Source organism: Pseudomonas sp. GZD-222, from assembly GCF_049310525.1.
Classification (GTDB): domain Bacteria; phylum Pseudomonadota; class Gammaproteobacteria; order Pseudomonadales; family Pseudomonadaceae; genus Aquipseudomonas.
The window spans coordinates 1-15,993 of record NZ_JBMOWO010000131.1; the positions used below are offsets into that span (position 1 = coordinate 1).

Annotated in this window: 16 protein-coding genes; 6 read left to right on the forward strand and 10 right to left on the reverse strand. The window is 60.3% G+C overall.

The genetic code is table 11. The features are described from left to right. Positions 1–486 precede the first annotated feature (486 nt). Positions 487–1,377, forward strand: a complete 891-nt coding sequence (locus tag ACO6VD_RS24970) for a formate/nitrite transporter family protein (RefSeq protein ID WP_422422605.1) — start codon at positions 487–489, stop codon at positions 1,375–1,377. Between the two features lie 8 nt (positions 1,378–1,385). On the opposite strand, the gene ACO6VD_RS24975 is transcribed toward ACO6VD_RS24970, so the two are convergent. Then, complete coding sequence (locus ACO6VD_RS24975; protein WP_422422606.1) at positions 1,386–2,486, reverse strand: MBL fold metallo-hydrolase; 1,101 nt, start codon at positions 2,484–2,486, stop codon at positions 1,386–1,388. Positions 2,487–2,614: 128 nt separating this feature from the next. On the opposite strand from ACO6VD_RS24975, the gene ACO6VD_RS24980 reads away from it, so the two are divergent. Beyond that, complete coding sequence (locus ACO6VD_RS24980; protein ID WP_422422616.1) at positions 2,615–3,688, forward strand: diguanylate cyclase; 1,074 nt, start codon at positions 2,615–2,617, stop codon at positions 3,686–3,688. Positions 3,689–3,710: 22 nt separating this feature from the next. Here ACO6VD_RS24980 and ACO6VD_RS24985 read toward each other — a convergent pair whose 3' ends face one another. Then, a complete protein-coding gene (locus tag ACO6VD_RS24985; protein ID WP_422422607.1) occupies positions 3,711–4,034 on the reverse strand; it encodes a DUF2025 family protein in 324 nt (107 codons plus the stop codon). A gap of 207 nt (positions 4,035–4,241) precedes the next feature. On the opposite strand from ACO6VD_RS24985, the gene ACO6VD_RS24990 reads away from it, so the two are divergent. Further along, positions 4,242–5,456, forward strand: coding sequence for a GAF domain-containing sensor histidine kinase (locus tag ACO6VD_RS24990; protein ID WP_422422608.1), 1,215 nt, complete (start codon positions 4,242–4,244; stop codon positions 5,454–5,456). Here ACO6VD_RS24990 and ACO6VD_RS24995 read toward each other — a convergent pair. Further along, positions 5,395–6,312, reverse strand: coding sequence for a LysR family transcriptional regulator (locus ACO6VD_RS24995; RefSeq protein ID WP_422422609.1), 918 nt, complete (start codon positions 6,310–6,312; stop codon positions 5,395–5,397). The genes ACO6VD_RS24990 and ACO6VD_RS24995 overlap by 62 nt on opposite strands. Positions 6,313–6,430: 118 nt before the next feature. Between ACO6VD_RS24995 and ACO6VD_RS25000 the strand changes: the two genes are divergently transcribed. Next, on the forward strand, positions 6,431–7,189 hold the full coding sequence (locus tag ACO6VD_RS25000) for an SDR family NAD(P)-dependent oxidoreductase (protein ID WP_422422610.1): 759 nt from the start codon (positions 6,431–6,433) through the stop codon (positions 7,187–7,189). Here the strand turns inward: ACO6VD_RS25000 and ACO6VD_RS25005 are convergent. Then, on the reverse strand, positions 7,186–7,974 hold the full coding sequence (locus ACO6VD_RS25005; RefSeq protein ID WP_422422611.1) for a LysR family transcriptional regulator: 789 nt from the start codon (positions 7,972–7,974) through the stop codon (positions 7,186–7,188). The two genes, ACO6VD_RS25000 and ACO6VD_RS25005, sit on opposite strands and share 4 nt — an antisense overlap. Positions 7,975–8,074: 100 nt before the next feature. On the opposite strand from ACO6VD_RS25005, the gene ACO6VD_RS25010 reads away from it, so the two are divergent. Then, positions 8,075–8,800: an SDR family oxidoreductase gene (locus tag ACO6VD_RS25010; protein WP_422422612.1), complete on the forward strand. Its 726-nt coding sequence runs from the start codon at positions 8,075–8,077 to the stop codon at positions 8,798–8,800. Here ACO6VD_RS25010 and ACO6VD_RS25015 read toward each other — a convergent pair whose 3' ends face one another. From ACO6VD_RS25015 to ACO6VD_RS25040, 6 genes are all read right to left on the reverse strand, one after another. Beyond that, positions 8,801–9,670: an efflux RND transporter periplasmic adaptor subunit gene (locus ACO6VD_RS25015; protein WP_422422613.1), complete on the reverse strand. Its 870-nt coding sequence runs from the start codon at positions 9,668–9,670 to the stop codon at positions 8,801–8,803. 11 nt (positions 9,671–9,681) lie between these two features. Continuing rightward, entirely contained in the window at positions 9,682–9,888 is a 207-nt protein-coding gene (locus tag ACO6VD_RS25020; protein ID WP_400173941.1) for a DUF1656 domain-containing protein, read from the reverse strand. Beyond that, a complete protein-coding gene (locus tag ACO6VD_RS25025) occupies positions 9,875–11,863 on the reverse strand; it encodes an FUSC family protein (RefSeq protein ID WP_422422614.1) in 1,989 nt (662 codons plus the stop codon). Before ACO6VD_RS25025 ends, ACO6VD_RS25020 begins: the two co-directional genes overlap by 14 nt. Before the next feature lie 179 nt (positions 11,864–12,042). Then, positions 12,043–12,159 carry a cytochrome c oxidase subunit CcoM gene (gene ccoM / locus ACO6VD_RS25030; RefSeq protein WP_038616278.1) on the reverse strand — a complete coding sequence of 39 codons (117 nt, stop codon included), beginning with the start codon at positions 12,157–12,159 and terminating at the stop codon, positions 12,043–12,045. Between the two features lie 134 nt (positions 12,160–12,293). Beyond that, positions 12,294–12,455, reverse strand: coding sequence for a hypothetical protein (locus ACO6VD_RS25035; RefSeq protein WP_010221101.1), 162 nt, complete (start codon positions 12,453–12,455; stop codon positions 12,294–12,296). A gap of 78 nt (positions 12,456–12,533) precedes the next feature. Then, positions 12,534–12,863: an aspartate-semialdehyde dehydrogenase gene (locus ACO6VD_RS25040; RefSeq protein ID WP_400173943.1), complete on the reverse strand. Its 330-nt coding sequence runs from the start codon at positions 12,861–12,863 to the stop codon at positions 12,534–12,536. Positions 12,864–13,067: 204 nt separating this feature from the next. Between ACO6VD_RS25040 and rapA the strand changes: the two genes are divergently transcribed. Then, on the forward strand, positions 13,068–15,914 hold the full coding sequence (gene rapA, locus ACO6VD_RS25045) for an RNA polymerase-associated protein RapA (protein WP_422422615.1): 2,847 nt from the start codon (positions 13,068–13,070) through the stop codon (positions 15,912–15,914). Positions 15,915–15,993: the final 79 nt, after the last annotated feature.

Sequence of the window (15,993 nt, forward strand, 5' to 3'; positions counted from 1 at the left end):
AGTCTGAGTCACAAGCACCCACACGAATTGCTTGATTCGATTGTTAAAGAGCGGTGGTTGAAGCCTTTCGCTTCAACCGAGGCGCGCATTCTACGCTTTCCTCAGAGTCTGTCAAGCGTTTATTTTGAAGTTTTTCAGAATTTCTCTTTCAACTTCAACCGCTTAACTCGCTGCGATCTCTCGTCAGCGGGAGGCGAATTCTACAGCGTTTCAATCCGCTGTCAACCACCTTTTTCACCGCTGCCGATCTTTCGATCGAAGCCCCTCCGGCACTACCTGGAACATCTAACTCGTTGAATCCCAAGGAGTTTTCCGTTCCGACTGCGCCGGAAGTGGGGCGAATTATAGAGAGATCCACAGGGGCGTCAAGCACTTATTTCAAATTAGTTTCAGATAGCTATATATAGGTACGTAATACGCAGCAGGCAGGCAACTAATCGGCCCCGGCGTTGATCTGTAGTAGAGGCACCCCAAAGAGCCACAGCCATGAGCGAGACCGAGAGCAGCAAAACCCCGGGTCTATCGGCGGACGAAGAGCAGGAAGTCAGTCAAAGCCAGCCGCCCCGCGCGGCAGTGTTGCACGAGATCATCCGTGCTCAGGGCGATCAGGAACTGGAACGCACCCTCGCCGCCCTCTGGTGGTCAGCGCTGGCCGCCGGGCTGAGCATGGGACTGTCGATGATGGCCATGGGTTTGTTCTATGCGCGGCTACCCGAAGGCGACAGCAGCCAGGTGATTGCCAGCCTCGGTTATAGCGCCGGCTTCCTGGCGGTAATTCTGGCGCGCCAGCAACTGTTCACCGAAAACACCCTGACCGCCGTCCTGCCGGTCATGACCGACCCCACCCTGCGCAACCTTGGACGTCTGCTGCGTTTGTGGTCGGTGGTCCTGCTCGGTAATCTGGCCGGCACTATATTAGTGTCCTATGTGATGCTCAACCTGCCGATATTCGACAGCAAGACGGATGCAGCCTTTCTCGATGTCGGTCACAAGGTGATGGAGAACGATGTCAGCCAGATGTTCGCCAAAGGCATCATCTCGGGCTGGATGATCGCCACCATGGTCTGGATGATCCCCGCCATGGAACACGCCAAGATCTGGATCATCCTGATGATCACCTACCTGATGGCGTTGGGGGACTTTACCCATATTGTCGTCGGTTCAGTGGAAGTCTCTTACCTGGCCTGGGTCGGCGACATCAGCTGGCAGGCGTTCTGGCTGCACTTCGCCGCCCCCACACTGGTCGGCAACATCATCGGCGGCAGCTTTATCTTCGCCCTGATCAGCCATGCCCAAGTGCGTAGCGACAGCGGCAAGCCCCCTTCCCATCTGCCAGCCAAGGACAAAGAAAAAGCGCGCGACCGCAAACCGCAGTAAGCCGCGCCTTACAGTTCCTTCATAGCCATCACCCGCTCACCCGCGCTCTGCAATTGGCGCGACGGTTTGGGCAACCACCAGGCCGGACCACTGTGGGGCTGGTCTAGGCTTACCCGCTCGCCCATCTGTGGGGTACTGAGCGGCACCTGCGCTGCATTGGCCAACGCCAGAATCCGGTCGAAGGGTTCATGCCAGCTGTGGATCGAAAGATCGAAGGTGCCGTTATGCACCGGCAGCAGCCAGCGTCCGCGCAAATCCAGATGCGCCTGCAGGCTTTGCTCCGGCTGCATGTGCACGTTGGGCCACTCAAGGTTGTAGGCGCCGGTTTCGATCAGGGTCACATCGAACGGGCCATACTGCTCGCCAATCTGTTTGAAACCGCTGAAGTAGCCGGTGTCGCCGCTGAAAAACAGGCGCAGGTTTTCATCCAGGATTACCCAGGACGCCCACAGCGTGCTGTTGCTGTCGAACAGGCCTCGTCCGGAAAAATGCTGTGCCGGGGTAGCGATGAAACGTATGCCTTCGATCTGGCTTTCCTGCCACCAGTCCAGTTGCCGGACCTTGGCCGCAGGTACGCCCCACTCGATCAACAAGTCGCCAACGCCCATCGGCGCAAGAAAGTGCTCGGCTTTATCGGCCAGCTGACGTATCGCCTGTTCATCAAGGTGATCGTAGTGATCGTGAGAAAGAATCACCGCTGTCAGCGGCGGCAGCTCTTCGAGCTTGAGCGGAGGCTGATGAAAACGCTGGGGACCGGCCCACTGCACCGGTGAGGCGCGTTCGGCGAACACCGGGTCGGTAATAAAGAAGCGCTCGTGGAGTTTCAACAATACTGTGGAGTGCCCCAGCCGCCACAGGCTGCGATCAGGCGCCTCGATCAATTGCTGACGACTCAGGGGCTGTACAGCGATCTCGACGTCCGGGCGGGTCCCCGGCGGTTTGCCGAGAAACAGGAACTTGAAGCCTATGCGCAGCTTTTTCAGCATGCTGTCTTGCGGTAACGGCTGCAGGTTGTGGTACCGCCCGTCCTGGCGCTGCGCCGGTTCACCGGCCTGTGGGGGCAAAGGGGCCATGAGTAGAAGCACTCCAAGGATAAGGGCAAGTTTCATGGTACCCCGGGTGGCTGCATCAACCGTGAAATGGCTTGTAAGGCCATTTTTCAATAGCCTGCGATTGTTCAACAATATTCACACGTTTTATGCGATAAACGGCGCCCCGGAATAGACCAGCAACCATGATGGATAATAGAAGCGGCAAGGGACTTTCATTTGTCAGGAGAATATACCTGCCGCGCATTATTGGCCTGGGCATCGGCATGCTCAGTGTCATGGCCGGCATTTCGACCCTGGACATGCCACAGTGGGTCTGGGGGCTGCTGCTATTCAATGGCCTGATCTGGCCACACGTGGCTTTTCAACTCGCTCGCCGCGCGACCGTCCCCTACCACGCCGAATACCGTAACCTGCTGGTCGATTCGTTGATGGGCGGATTCTGGACCGCCGCCGTGCAATTCAATCCGCTACCCAGCGTGACCATCCTGGCAATGATGGCGATGAACAATTTCGCTGCTGGCGGCCAGCGCCTGTTCTTCAAGGGGTTGTTGATCCAGGGTCTTGGTGCGGGAATATCCATAGCCCTGTTCGGTGCCGGTCTGCAGTTGCAGGCCACTACCCTGCAGGTCTACGCCTGCCTGCCGATGCTGACCCTTTACCCGATGGCCGTTGGCTGGGTCTGCTACAGCCTGGCGATGAAACTCGCTGAACATAAACGCCGCCTCAGCGCCCTCAGCCGCACCGACAGCCTGACCGGCCTGCTCAACCATGGCTCATGGAAAGACCTGTTGCAGCTCAAGTTCCAGATCTGCCAGCAACAGCAGTGTCAGGCGGTGATCGCGATCATCGACATCGATCACTTCAAGAGCATCAACGACACCTACGGCCATGTCGTGGGTGACTGTGTGCTGAGCCAGCTCAGCAGCGAACTTAAACGCAGCTTGCGTGAAGATGACCTGGCCGGCCGTTATGGTGGCGATGAGTTCTGCCTGATCCTGCCCAACACCAGTCTGGAGCAAGCCGGCCATGCCATGGAGCGGCTGCGCGAACGTGTCGGCAGCTACCGCAATCCGCAGCTGCCAGAACTGCGGATCACCTTGAGTATCGGTCTGGCCAACTGCCGCGAAGGCCTGGCCGACGCCGAAGCCTGGCTCAACGAGGCCGACAAGGCCTTGTATATGGCCAAGAAAAGCGGACGCAACCAGGTCAACTTCTCGCAACCGGAGCTCACAACCTTGAAGCTGGCTTATCCTGAATGAGCAAGCGCCGTACCGATCGGCTCTATGCCTTCAAACGCCGCTGTGCAGCAATCTCCGGCAAGTCACTACGCCGCAGGTAGACCCGCAAAGGCTCGCTGACATTTAGTCGTTCGTCGACATTTTGCGCCAAGAGGATGTCGATGAGCTCGCGGCTCAGGGTCATGACCTCACCCTCGCCTTCTCGCCAGACAAATTCATTGCTGGGGGTGATGCTGTCATCGGCAACGTCCATGCCAAAGGAGTCTTCGCTAAAGCGCACGATATGCTTGCCAAGCTTGCGATGAAAACCGACAAAGCCCTTGAGCTGATCGGCGGCGGCACAGATATCCTGTGATGTGATGTGCATGTCAAACCTCACTGAAGCATCCAGGGGACGCAGGGCGAAAGGGATTGGCACGCTGGGCAGTATTGGCTGCCCTCTGACGGGGCAACTCGAAGCCAAGGGTAATGGAAAAAACGGGCCGCAGGGAACGGATTTTTCACCTGATGCAGACTTGCTCGCTAGACTTAATCCACACTTCCAGTTCAAGTCACCAGCGACCGTGGATGATGCATGAGTAACACCATTAGCGCCGATATCGCCACGATTGGACGGATCAACGCCGTGCCCGCCATTTTGCAGGTGATCTGTGAGTCCACCGGTATGCGTTTTGCCGCAGTGGCGCGGGTCAGCGAAAACAGCTGGACCGCCTGCGCCGTACTCGACACCCTAGGTTTTGGCCTGAAAGCCGGTGGTGAGCTGGACCTGGCCACTACGCTGTGCCACGAAATTCGCGGCAGTCACCAGACCATTGTGATCGACAAGGCCAGTGAGGACGAGCTGTACTGCAACCATCACACCCCGCGCATCTACAAGTTCGAAAGTTACATTTCGGTGCCGGTGTTTCGCACCGATGGCAGTTTTTTCGGCACCATCTGCGCCCTTGACCCTCTGCCCGCCACCCTCAAGGGCAGTGCCATCCAGCCCATGATGGAATCCTTTGCGCGCTTGCTGTCGATCCAGATCGAGAGTGAGGAAAACGCGCAGAAAACCGAAGAGGCCCTGCAAAAGGAACGGGCCATGGCCGAGCTTCGCGAACAATTCATCGCCGTGCTCGGCCATGACCTGCGCAACCCGCTGTTTGCAATCACTGCCGGGGCCGAGCTCTTGAGCCAGCGCCTGCAGGAAGAAAAAAGCCGGACCATTGCCCTGCACATCCTCACCTGCGGCCGGCGCGCCACTCAGCTGGTGCGCGATATCCTCGATTTTGCCCGCGGCCGCCTGGGCAACGGCATCGCCGTCAATATCCAGCCGTGCCCGGACCTGGGCGATGCGCTCCGGCACGTGGCTTCGGAACTGCAACGTGTTCACCCGCAACGGCAGATCAATCTGCACATTGGCGATCTGAGTGGCATCAATTGCGATCGCGAGCGGGTCACTCAATTACTCTCCAACCTGATCGCCAATGCGCTGACTCACGGTGCTCAAGACCAACCCGTGGAGGTCAGTGCACAGATACGTGATCAGGCTTTCGTGCTCGGCGTGCATAACTTCGGTGAGCCGATCGCTCCGCAGGTCCTTTCACAACTGTTTCAACCCTTCTCCCATCCCCTCAACGACGCGGTGCAATCCGGGCTGGGCCTGGGTCTGTACATCGCCAACCAGATTGCCCTGGCCCATGGCGGGCGCCTGGAGGTGATCTCGACTCAGGAGGCTGGAACCCTGTTCAGTTTCCGCTTGCCGCTGGATCCAGACGAGGCTCAAGCAAACCTGCCAGCCAATCCATGAATGCACGCAGCCTTGGCGGCACGTGCTGTTGCCGGGCATAGAGCAGTGACACCGGCATCGGCGGTGGAACGAAATCCGCCAGCAGCGGCAGCAATTCACCCCGCTGCAGATAGCCTTGCAGCCCCGCCGCTGGTGCCTGAATCAGACCAAGCCCGGCAACACAGGCACTCTCATAGGCCTCCGTGCTGTTGACGGTGACATTCCCGGCCATGGGCTGAACTTGCAAGGTACCGGCGTGAAGGTACTCGAAACCGGGGCTGCGGCTGCCGAGGTTCTTCACATAATGGATCAACTGGTGGTGGTGCAGGTCTGCCAGGGTTTTGGGCACGCCATAACGCTGCAGATAGCGCGGGCTGGCGCAATTGATCTGGGCCAGGAATCCCAGGGGACGGGCAATCAGGTCCAGGTCACTCAAGGTGCCAATGCGCAGCACACAATCAAAACCCTCGCGCAACAGGTCGACCTGGCGATCCGTGCAACTGATCTCCAGTTCAATTCCTGGGTGACACTCAATGAACTGCGGCAAATTGGGCAGGATGATGCGCCGTGCCATCAAGGTCGGCAGATCGATGCGCAATCGCCCTACTAACGCCGCCTTTTCGCTGTGGAACAGTCCCTCGATCTCATCCATGCGTGACAGCAGGTCTTTGCTACGCTCGTACAGGTGCAAGCCGTCCTGGGTCGCCTGCACGCGCCGCGTGGTGCGGTTGAGCAAGCGTGTGCCGAGCAAGCTCTCCAGGGCCCGGACCTGCTCCGAGACCGTTGAACGCGGTAACCCCAGACTTTCCCCGGCCAGGGTAAAACTCGACAGTTCACTGACCCGCACAAAGGTCCGCAACAACTCCAGCTTGTTCATGGCTGCAGGCTCTATTGTTCGCTAGCACCGACCAGTATTTCCGATATCTGTGGATTTATCAGCACTAAGCCGACCAATAGACTTTCCTCGACACCCCATTTCCCTCGAGGTACCGAGCATGAATCGCAAAATCGCATTGATCACAGGCGCCAGCCGCGGCCTGGGGAAAAACACCGCAATGCATCTGGCCGCCCAGGGCATCGACATCATCGGCACCTACAACAGCCAGGCGCAGGAAGCCCAGGCGCTGGTGCAAACGCTGGAGCAGCAAGGCGTTCGCGCCGCCATGCTGCAACTGGATGTCAGTAACAGCGCCAGCTTCGCAGGCTTCGCCGAGCAACTACTGCAGACCCTGAAGTCGGTGTTTGGCCGCGAGCAACTGGATTTTCTGGTGAACAACGCCGGCATTGGCATCAATGCGCCGTTCAGCGAAACCACTGAGGCGCAGTTCGACCTGCTGTGCAATATCCAGCTCAAAGGCCCGTTTTTCCTGACCCAACGCGTGTTGCCGCTGATTGCCGATAACGGCCGGATCGTTAACATTTCCACCGGACTGACCCGCTTCGCCCTCCCCGGCTACGCGGCCTACGCCGCCATGAAAGGCGCGATGGAAGTCCTGACCCGCTATCAGGCCAAGGAGCTTGGTGCGCGGGGCATTCGCGTCAACATTCTCGCCCCTGGCGCCATCGAGACCGATTTTGGCGGCGGCGTGGTGCGCGACAATGCCGACGTCAACGACTTCATCGCCAGCAATACCGCCCTGGGTCGGGTGGGCTTGCCGGATGATATCGGCGCGGCAGTGGCGCTGTTGCTCGGCGATGGCGGTGGCTGGATCAATGGCCAGCGCCTGGAAGCGTCCGGCGGCATGTTCCTTTAAGCCTCGTGTACGCCGCCAAGGGCGTGATGCAACTGCTTGAGGACCGGCAGTTGCAGGGCCTGGACAGCAAAGCACAACCCCACCCGACGTGTCAGTGCCGAGTCTTGCCAGGGCCGCCATTGCAACCCGGGATGGCGCTCGACCAACGACTGCGGCAACAAGGCGGCCCCCAAACCTGCGGCAACCATGGGTACCGCCTGCTGCAAGGAGCCGGCATGCCCGACTTGCTCGCCATTGCCATAGAAACCGAGCAGACGCTGATGGGAAATATGCTGCGGGCAAGTGATCCATTGCTCAACCTGGTTACTGCCACTGGCCGTGGCCAGCACGAAAGGTTCCTCCCAGAGCGAGAGGAACAACTCGTCCTCACAACACAGCGCTTCGACCCCGAGACGGGCATCGCCGACACAACCGTCGAGCAAGGTCAGCTGAACTGCCGGTACAGCCTGACTGGCCAGGCGGACAAACGCCTCGACATGGCTGGGGGCGATATCCGCTTCCACCCCCAGTTGCAGGGGCAGCCGGTCCTGGCCTTCGCGAAAGCGCCGGCTCAGGGCCTGGGCCTCTGCAACCATGCGTTGCGCTTGCGGATACAACTGCCGGGCCTGCTCGCTGACCTCGACACCTCGGGCCTGACGCAGGAACAACGCCACGCCCAGTTCATCTTCAAGCTGGCGAATGGTCACCGACAACGTCGGTTGGGCCACGCACAAACGTTGCGCTGCCAAGGTGATGTTGCGCTCTTCGAACACAGCGAGAAACGCCTTCAGATGGCGAATATCCATAGGTAATTCCGATGCCAACCAGAGAAATAAGCCGTTTTTCAGCCTGAACTCAAGTCAATACACTTGAGCCATTCAAATCGAGTATGCCTTGGAGAATCTCATGCGCAAACCACTGATCATCATCACCGGCGCCAGCTCTGGTATTGGCGAAGCCGCCGCACGTCTGTTCTCGAAAGCTGGTCACCCGTTGTTACTGCTGGCCCGGCGCCTGGAGCGGATGCAGGCACTGGCACTGCCTGATTGCCTGAGCCGGGCAGTGGATGTCAGCGACCGCGAGGCTTTTGTGGCGGCGGTGAAAGAAGCCGAAGCGCTATATGGTCCAGCCGATGCGCTGATCAACAATGCCGGAGTGATGTTGTTGGGGCAGATGCATGAACAGGACCCCAGCCAGTGGGAGCAGATGCTCGACGTCAACGTCAAAGGGCTGCTCAACGGTATCCATGCGCTGGTGGGCGGTATGATCCAACGCCGCCAGGGCACGATCATCAATGTCAGCTCCGTGGCCGGGCGCAAGACATTTCCCAACCATGTTGCGTACGTCGGCACCAAGTTCGCCGTGCATGGCATTTCCGAGAACCTGCGCGAAGAGGTCGCTGCCCACAATGTGCGCGTGGTGACCATTGCCCCGGGCGCGGTGGAAACCGAGTTGCTCGGCCATACCACCGACGAGGGGATCAAAGAAGGCTACCAGGCCTGGAAAGCCGAGATGGGTGGCCAGGTACTCAGCGCCGAGGATGTAGCGGCGGCCATCGCCTATGCCTACCAGCAACCGCAACATGTGTGCATTCGCGAAATCGTTCTGGCTGCTACTCGCCAGCAACCCTGATCAGCGCTGCACCTGATCTTCACGCACCTGCACGCTGGCCGTCATGCCTGCGCTCAGGGTTACGCCTTCAGGCACCTGGTCCAGTTTGATCCGCACCGGAATGCGCTGGGCCAGGCGCACCCAGTTGAAGGTCGGCTCGACTTCGGCGAGCAATTGGCTGTCGGGGTTGGCATTACGGTCAGTGATCCCGCGACTGATGCTTTCAACATGCCCCTGCATGGGCTCGCCGGCACTCATCAGCCAGACCTTGACCGGGTCACCAACACGAATACGCGGCAACTTGGTCTCTTCGAAATAAGCCTGGACATAAAAGGTCGAATCATCGATCAGCGCCATCACCGGCTGCCCGGCATTGACGTAGTTGCCTTCGGCCAGACGCAGGTTGGTGATATGACCGTCGCGCGGCGCCTTGACCTGGCTGCGGGCCAGGTTGATGGCCGCCGCTTTGACATCGGCCTGGGCCTGGTGCAATTCACCACGGGCCACCGCCGCATTGATCTGGGCGTTCTCACGCAGTTCGGCACTGATGGCCTGAGGACCGAGTGCCGCGCGCCGGGACGCCTCATGTTCGCGCAGGCGCAATTGCTGCTGGCGGGTTTCGGCTACTGCATTGGCTTTGTCCAGGGCCGCTTCGAAGCGGTCGCGATCGATCGACATCAGCAGCTCGCCGGCCTTGACCTGCTGGTTGTCATGCACCTTGAGTTCACGCACCCAGCCGGAAACGTCCGGGGCGATAATCACCACATCGGCACGGATTTTCGCATCGCGGGTCCAGGGCGTGAGCATGTAGTACTGCCAGAGCTTCCAACCCGCAAAAATGGCCACCGCCACCAGGCACAAGGTTATTGCGATACGTACCAGTGCACGCATGATCACGCTCCTTACAAAGGCCCCAACCCGAGGGTTACCAGGGTCAATACACAAATGAACAGCGCACAATCGAACAGCGCCTCATGCCAGATCCAGCGCCCCAGCGGCGTCAATCGCAGCAGCAAACGCACAGCCCCGGTGAGCACCAGCGCCAGCACGACATAGATCAAAAACGGGCTGAGCAACACACCGCCCAGCGCCCACTCACGCAAGCCCATGAATCTCCTCCTGTCGGCGACACCATTTGCCCCAACTGCGCTGCAACTGCAACACCGCGCCCACCGCCAGGCGCAAGGGGTCGCTGGGCGGCTGCCGTTGCAAGACGTCGATGAATACTTCGCTGGCAGCATCCAGGCGTTTGCCTCTACCCGGCGCTGGACCGCGTGCGAGGACATCCTGCAGTTGCTGCAAATACTCGCGCTCGGCTGTGGCCAGCGGTGCCTGGGCCACGGCCAGGCAATGGCGCAGGTGTAGCAGTTCATCACCGATATCCAGGCCATCTACGCCATCGTCCCAGCGACCGCGTTCCTGCTCGGGCAAGGCCGCGTAGTGTCTCGCCAGTTGCAGCAAGCGATCGGCCATGCGCCCGCCGAACCAGGTCTCGGCACCGCGCAGCTCGCGACGGGTCAAACGTACCAGGTCGTTCTGGGTTGCCGCGCGCAGGCGACGACCGTGCCAGGCTGGATTGCGCAGCACCAGCAGCTTGAATGCCAGCACCGCCGCGCCTACACCGATGAGCATCGCTTGAGCACTGTTGAGAAAAGTTGCGACACCAAAACTCATGGTATTGAGCGGCGCCACCAGGACGATGAAATGCAGGCAGTAAGAGGTTGCCGTAGCGCCAATGCGCGGATTGGCCATACCCAACGCACCAAAGAACAATGGCACGCCCATGGCCAGGCACAGCATGGGAAATCCGCTCCACTGTGGCAGCAGGATCTGCCCGACAACAAAGGCCACTGGAATCGCCAGCAATATTCCACGCAAAAAACTCATGCCGATCTGTGCCCCGTTTTCCCGGCTGGCAAACAGACTGCAGACCACACAGGTCAGCACCAAGCCGCCCGGGGCTGCCGTCCAGGCGGTCGCCAGCCAGAAACTGGCCATGGCCAGAAACGCCAGGGCACTGCGCGAGCCGAACAACAGTGCAAGGGGTAGATCACGGTGCGCGGCGAGGCTGTCGGGCACATCCGCCGGTGCCTTGCCCTCCTCCACCGCACGTAACGCCAAGGTCGCGGCCATGGCGTTGTCCAGCAGCAAGGTCAGGCGCGCCAGGCAATAGTGTTCGGCCGAGCTGATGCTGTCATCGTGCGCCGCATCCCAGACCCGTTGGCGCAGGAGCAACAGACCTGCCTGATCGGGCGTGGCCAGGGCATCATGCACTTGGTCGAGCCAAGGCTGCAGATGCTGTGCCTGGGAGGCGTCCAGTTGCTGCCACTGACGCCGTACCGAACGGGCAATGCGCAAAAGAATCAGCAGTTTCTGGCTCAAGCCACGGATAGCCCGTGCCCGCTGCCGGCCAAGAGGCCCCTCGAACCAGGCATGCTCACGCTGTGCATCCACGGCGACGATGCGCCCGAGAATTTCCAGCAAGCCCTGACGCGCCTGCGCTTCGCCGGTCAGGGTCGCGCTGGCCGCCTGCAAGCCACTGGTCCAGGCCTGACGCGCCTGGCCACCGAGTTGTTGCTCGACGCGCATGGGCCACAGCAACGCGCTGGTCGCCGTGGCACAGACAATCCCCAGGCAGATCTCGGTACAGCGCGCCACGGCCTGGTCGAATACGGCGAGCGGATGATTGATCGCGGGCAATGCGATAATCGCGACGGTGTAACCCGCCAATACAAATGAATAGGCCCAGGCGCTACGCAGCATGGTCGAACAGGCGGTACACAAGGCCAGCCACAACGCCAGGGCCAGAAGGAACAACCAGGGCGTCTGGGCGAACATGCCGATGAACAGCACCGACATCACGGTACCGACCAAGGTCCCGAACAAGCGCGCCAGGCCTTTTTGCAAGACCATGCCCGACAAGGGCTGGGCAACGATGAATGCCGTCATCAGGGCCCAGGCGGGTTGTTCCAGGCCCCAGCGCAGTGCCAGCCACAGCGCCAGGCCTCCGCCGAGCAAGGTCTTGATGGCAAATTGCACGGCGAGTTTGTTCGGCGCCAACAGGGCCTGCAAAGTGATGGGCACGGGTCGAACCTTGGCTGACTGTGTTGTAACGATAGACAGGATGGCGATGAAAGAATCTGGTGCTGATTATTAGCTAGCTAACTAATAAAAGTCCAGTACAGCTGAAAGGTTTCTTGCGGACAAAAAAATGGGCGACCGAAGTCGCCCTAAATGCCTTGCGTGCTCGTGTACCGGAAGAATCAGCGCTGTTTGCGCTTGTTCGAGTCCTTCCAGATGAAAATTCCGAATCCGACAAAGAACAGCAGCATCAGGCCGACTGTAATCACTCCAGCGATAACCACATTATCGAAGAACATGTCGGCCTCCATTTGCCTGCACCTGTCTGATGGGCTCAAGGTAACCAATGGCGGACGAAAGGAAATTGACCGAAGTCAATGGCGCCCGGAAGCGGGCGCGCGAGGCGGGTGCAGGCTTGACCTGCATCAAGTTTTCAACGTTTCTTGGGTTTGCCCTTGGGCTTTTTCTTGGCCTTGCCCAGCGGCATGGCCTGTTCGAATGCCTGGCGCACTTCGTTCAGGCGCTTTTCGTTGAGGTCGTGAACGCGCCGGGCACGCTCGGCGCCGAGGTCGATCAGGTTGTCATCTTGGCTCATGGTTCGGCTCGCGAAGCGGACTGCGGTCCGACAATAATGAAGGCAGTTGCTCGCGCTGACCAGTAAGCAGGCTGATCTTCAGACTTCTATATCCACCAACAACCCCTGACGCGGCTGTTCGCCCATCAGCGGCGCTACCGGCACGGTATTGTCGGCGTTGACTTCATCCCCCGGCAGCGGCTGATAGAGCTCATCATCCTTGCCCGACTGACGGCGACCATGCTGGCGGCGCTGCTCTTCACGCAACAGCAGCGCGGATTTTTCCGGGTCACGATGTTTCAGGTCGATGGCACCCTCGCTGGACGTTGGCTGTGCAGGCACCACCGGCTTGATGTCGGGGGTCGGCTTGACCGGGTCCAGTTGTGATGTCACGGGGGCGGCGCTGAGTGGAATGATGGGCGGCAGCATGGGGGGGTGATCTCCTGTCGCCACTGTGTCGGCTAGCCAGCAGCGGCCTTGAGCCGCGAATCTCATTTAGGCACTGTTCATCGCATCTGCAACTGGCTCGAAGTATAGCCGCAGCGGTATTTGTCGCTGATATTGCTAGACTCTTTGGTCTGCACAGTCCTATCCGTTAAGATAGTCGGCTTTTCAAAGCGGGAGTCAGGCAGTATGGCGCAGCAGTATCAACCGGGGCAACGCTGGATCAGCGACAGCGAAGCCGAGCTAGGTCTGGGGACCGTTCTGGCACAGGACGGCCGCTTGTTGACCGTGCTCTACCCGGCCACTGGCGACACTCGCCAGTACTCCCTGCGCAATGCGCCCCTGACCCGGGTGCGCTTCTCGCCCGGCGACCAGATCACCCATTTCGAAGGCTGGAAGCTGACCGTTCGCGAGGTCGATGATGTCGACGGTCTGCTGGTCTACCACGGCCTCGACGGGCAGAACCAGGCCTGCACCCTGCCGGAAACCCAACTGTCGAACTTCATCCAGTTCCGTCTGGCCAGCGACCGTCTGTTCGCCGGACAGATCGATCCGTTGTCATGGTTCTCGCTGCGCTACAACACCCTGGAGCACACCAGCCGCCAGTTGCAGTCCTCGCTGTGGGGCCTGGGTGGTACCCGTGCGCAACCCATCGCCCACCAGCTGCATATCGCCCGTGAAGTCGCCGACCGTATTGCCCCGCGGGTCCTGCTGGCCGACGAAGTAGGCCTGGGCAAGACCATCGAGGCCGGCCTGGTGATTCACCGCCAGCTGCTCTCGGGCCGTGCCAGCCGTGTGTTGATCCTGGTGCCGGAGAACCTGCAGCACCAGTGGCTGGTGGAAATGCGCCGCCGCTTCAACCTGCAGGTAGCGCTGTTCGACGCCGAGCGCTTTATCGAGAGCGATGCCAGCAACCCGTTCGAAGACGCCCAGTTGGCGCTGGTCGCCCTGGAGTGGCTGACCGAAGACGAAAAAGCCCAGGACGCGCTGTTCGCCGCAGGCTGGGACCTGCTGGTGGTCGACGAAGCGCATCACCTGGTCTGGCACGAAGAGCAGGTCAGCCCTGAATACGGCCTGGTCGAGCAACTGGCCCAGGTCATTCCTGGCGTCCTGCTGCTGACCGCGACCCCTGAGCAACTGGGCCAGGACAGCCACTTCGCCCGTCTGCGCCTGCTTGACCCGAACCGTTTCCATGACCTGGCCGCCTTCCGCGCCGAGAGCGAGCACTACCGCCCGGTGGCCGAAGCCGTACAGGAGCTGCTGGACGAAGGCCGCCTTTCAGCCAAAGCCCACGCCACCATTGAAGGTTTCCTCGGCGCCGAAGGCGAGGCCCTGCTAGCCGCGGTCAACGACGGCGACACCCAGGCCAGTGCGCGACTGATTCGTGAACTGCTCGATCGTCACGGTACCGGCCGCGTACTGTTCCGCAACACCCGCGCCGCCGTCCAGGGCTTCCCTGAGCGCAACCTGCATCCTTATCCGCTGCCAAGCCCCGATCAGTACATGGAATTGCCGGTCGGTGAGCATGCCGAGCTGTACCCCGAGGTGGCGTTCCAGTCCCAGGGCGACACGGATGAAGAAGAGCGCTGGTGGCGCTTCGATCCACGAGTCGACTGGCTGATCGATACCCTGAAGATGCTCAAGCGGGTCAAGGTTCTGGTGATCTGCGCCCACGCCGAAACCGCTATGGACCTGGAAGACGCCCTGCGCGTGCGCTCCGGCATTCCGGCCACGGTCTTCCATGAAGGCATGAGTATTCTCGAACGCGACCGTGCAGCCGCCTACTTCGCCGATGAAGAGTTCGGCGCCCAGGTGCTGATCTGTTCGGAAATCGGCAGTGAAGGCCGCAACTTCCAGTTCGCCCACCACCTGGTGCTGTTCGACCTGCCTGCTCACCCCGACCTGCTCGAGCAGCGTATTGGCCGTCTCGACCGTATCGGTCAGAAGCACACCATCGAACTGCATGTGCCATACCTGCAGAACAGCCCGCAAGAGCGCCTGTTCCAATGGTACAACCAGGCGCTCAACGCCTTCCTGAATACCTGCCCGACCGGTAACGCCCTGCAGCACCAGTTCGGCCCGCGCCTGCTGCCGTTGCTCGAAAGTGGCGACGACGGTGAATGGCAAGCCCTGGTCGACGAAGCCCGCGCCGAGCGCGAACAGCTGGAAGCCGAGCTGCATAGCGGTCGTGACCGTCTGCTGGAGCTCAACTCCGGTGGTGCCGGTGAAGGTCAGGCACTGGTCGAGGCAATTCTTGAGCAAGACGATCAGTTCACCCTGCCGATCTACATGGAAACCTTGTTCGACGCTTTCGGCATCGACAGCGAGGACCATTCGGAAAATGCCCTGATCCTCAAGCCGAGCGAAAAAATGCTCGACGCCAGCTTCCCGCTGGGTGACGACGAAGGTGTAACCATCACCTACGACCGCAACCAGGCGCTGTCTCGCGAAGACATGCAGTTCATTACCTGGGAGCACCCGATGGTCCAGGGTGGCATGGACCTGGTGCTGTCCGGTTCGATGGGCAATACCGCGGTGGCGCTGATCAAGAACAAGGCACTCAAGCCCGGCACGGTGCTGCTTGAACTGCTGTACGTCAGCGAAGTGGTCGCCCCGCGCGCCCTGCAACTGGGCCGCTATCTGCCGCCAGCTGCGTTGCGCTGCCTGCTCGACACCAACGGCAATGACCTGGCCTCGCGGGTGTCTTTCGAGACTCTCAACGACCAGCTCGAAAGCGTGCCGAAGGCCAGCGCCAACAAGTTCATTCAGGCCCAGCGCGATGTGCTGACGCCGCGGATCAACAGTGGTGAAGCCAAGATCATGCCGCGTCATGCCGAGCGCGTCGCCGAAGCCCAGCGTCGTCTTGCAGCGGAGACCGACGAAGAGCTGGCGCGCCTGACCGCATTGCAAGCAGTCAACCCAAGCGTGCGCGACAGCGAGATCGAAGCGGTGCGCAAGCAACGTGAACAAGGTCTGGCGATGCTGGAAAAAGCCGCACTGCGCCTGGAAGCGATTCGCGTGTTGGTCGCCGGGTAAATCCGGTAAGTCTCATCGCGGGGGAAGACCAACCCCAAAACAAACAAGGGAGGGGGGGTGCCCCACGAAAACTTTGAAA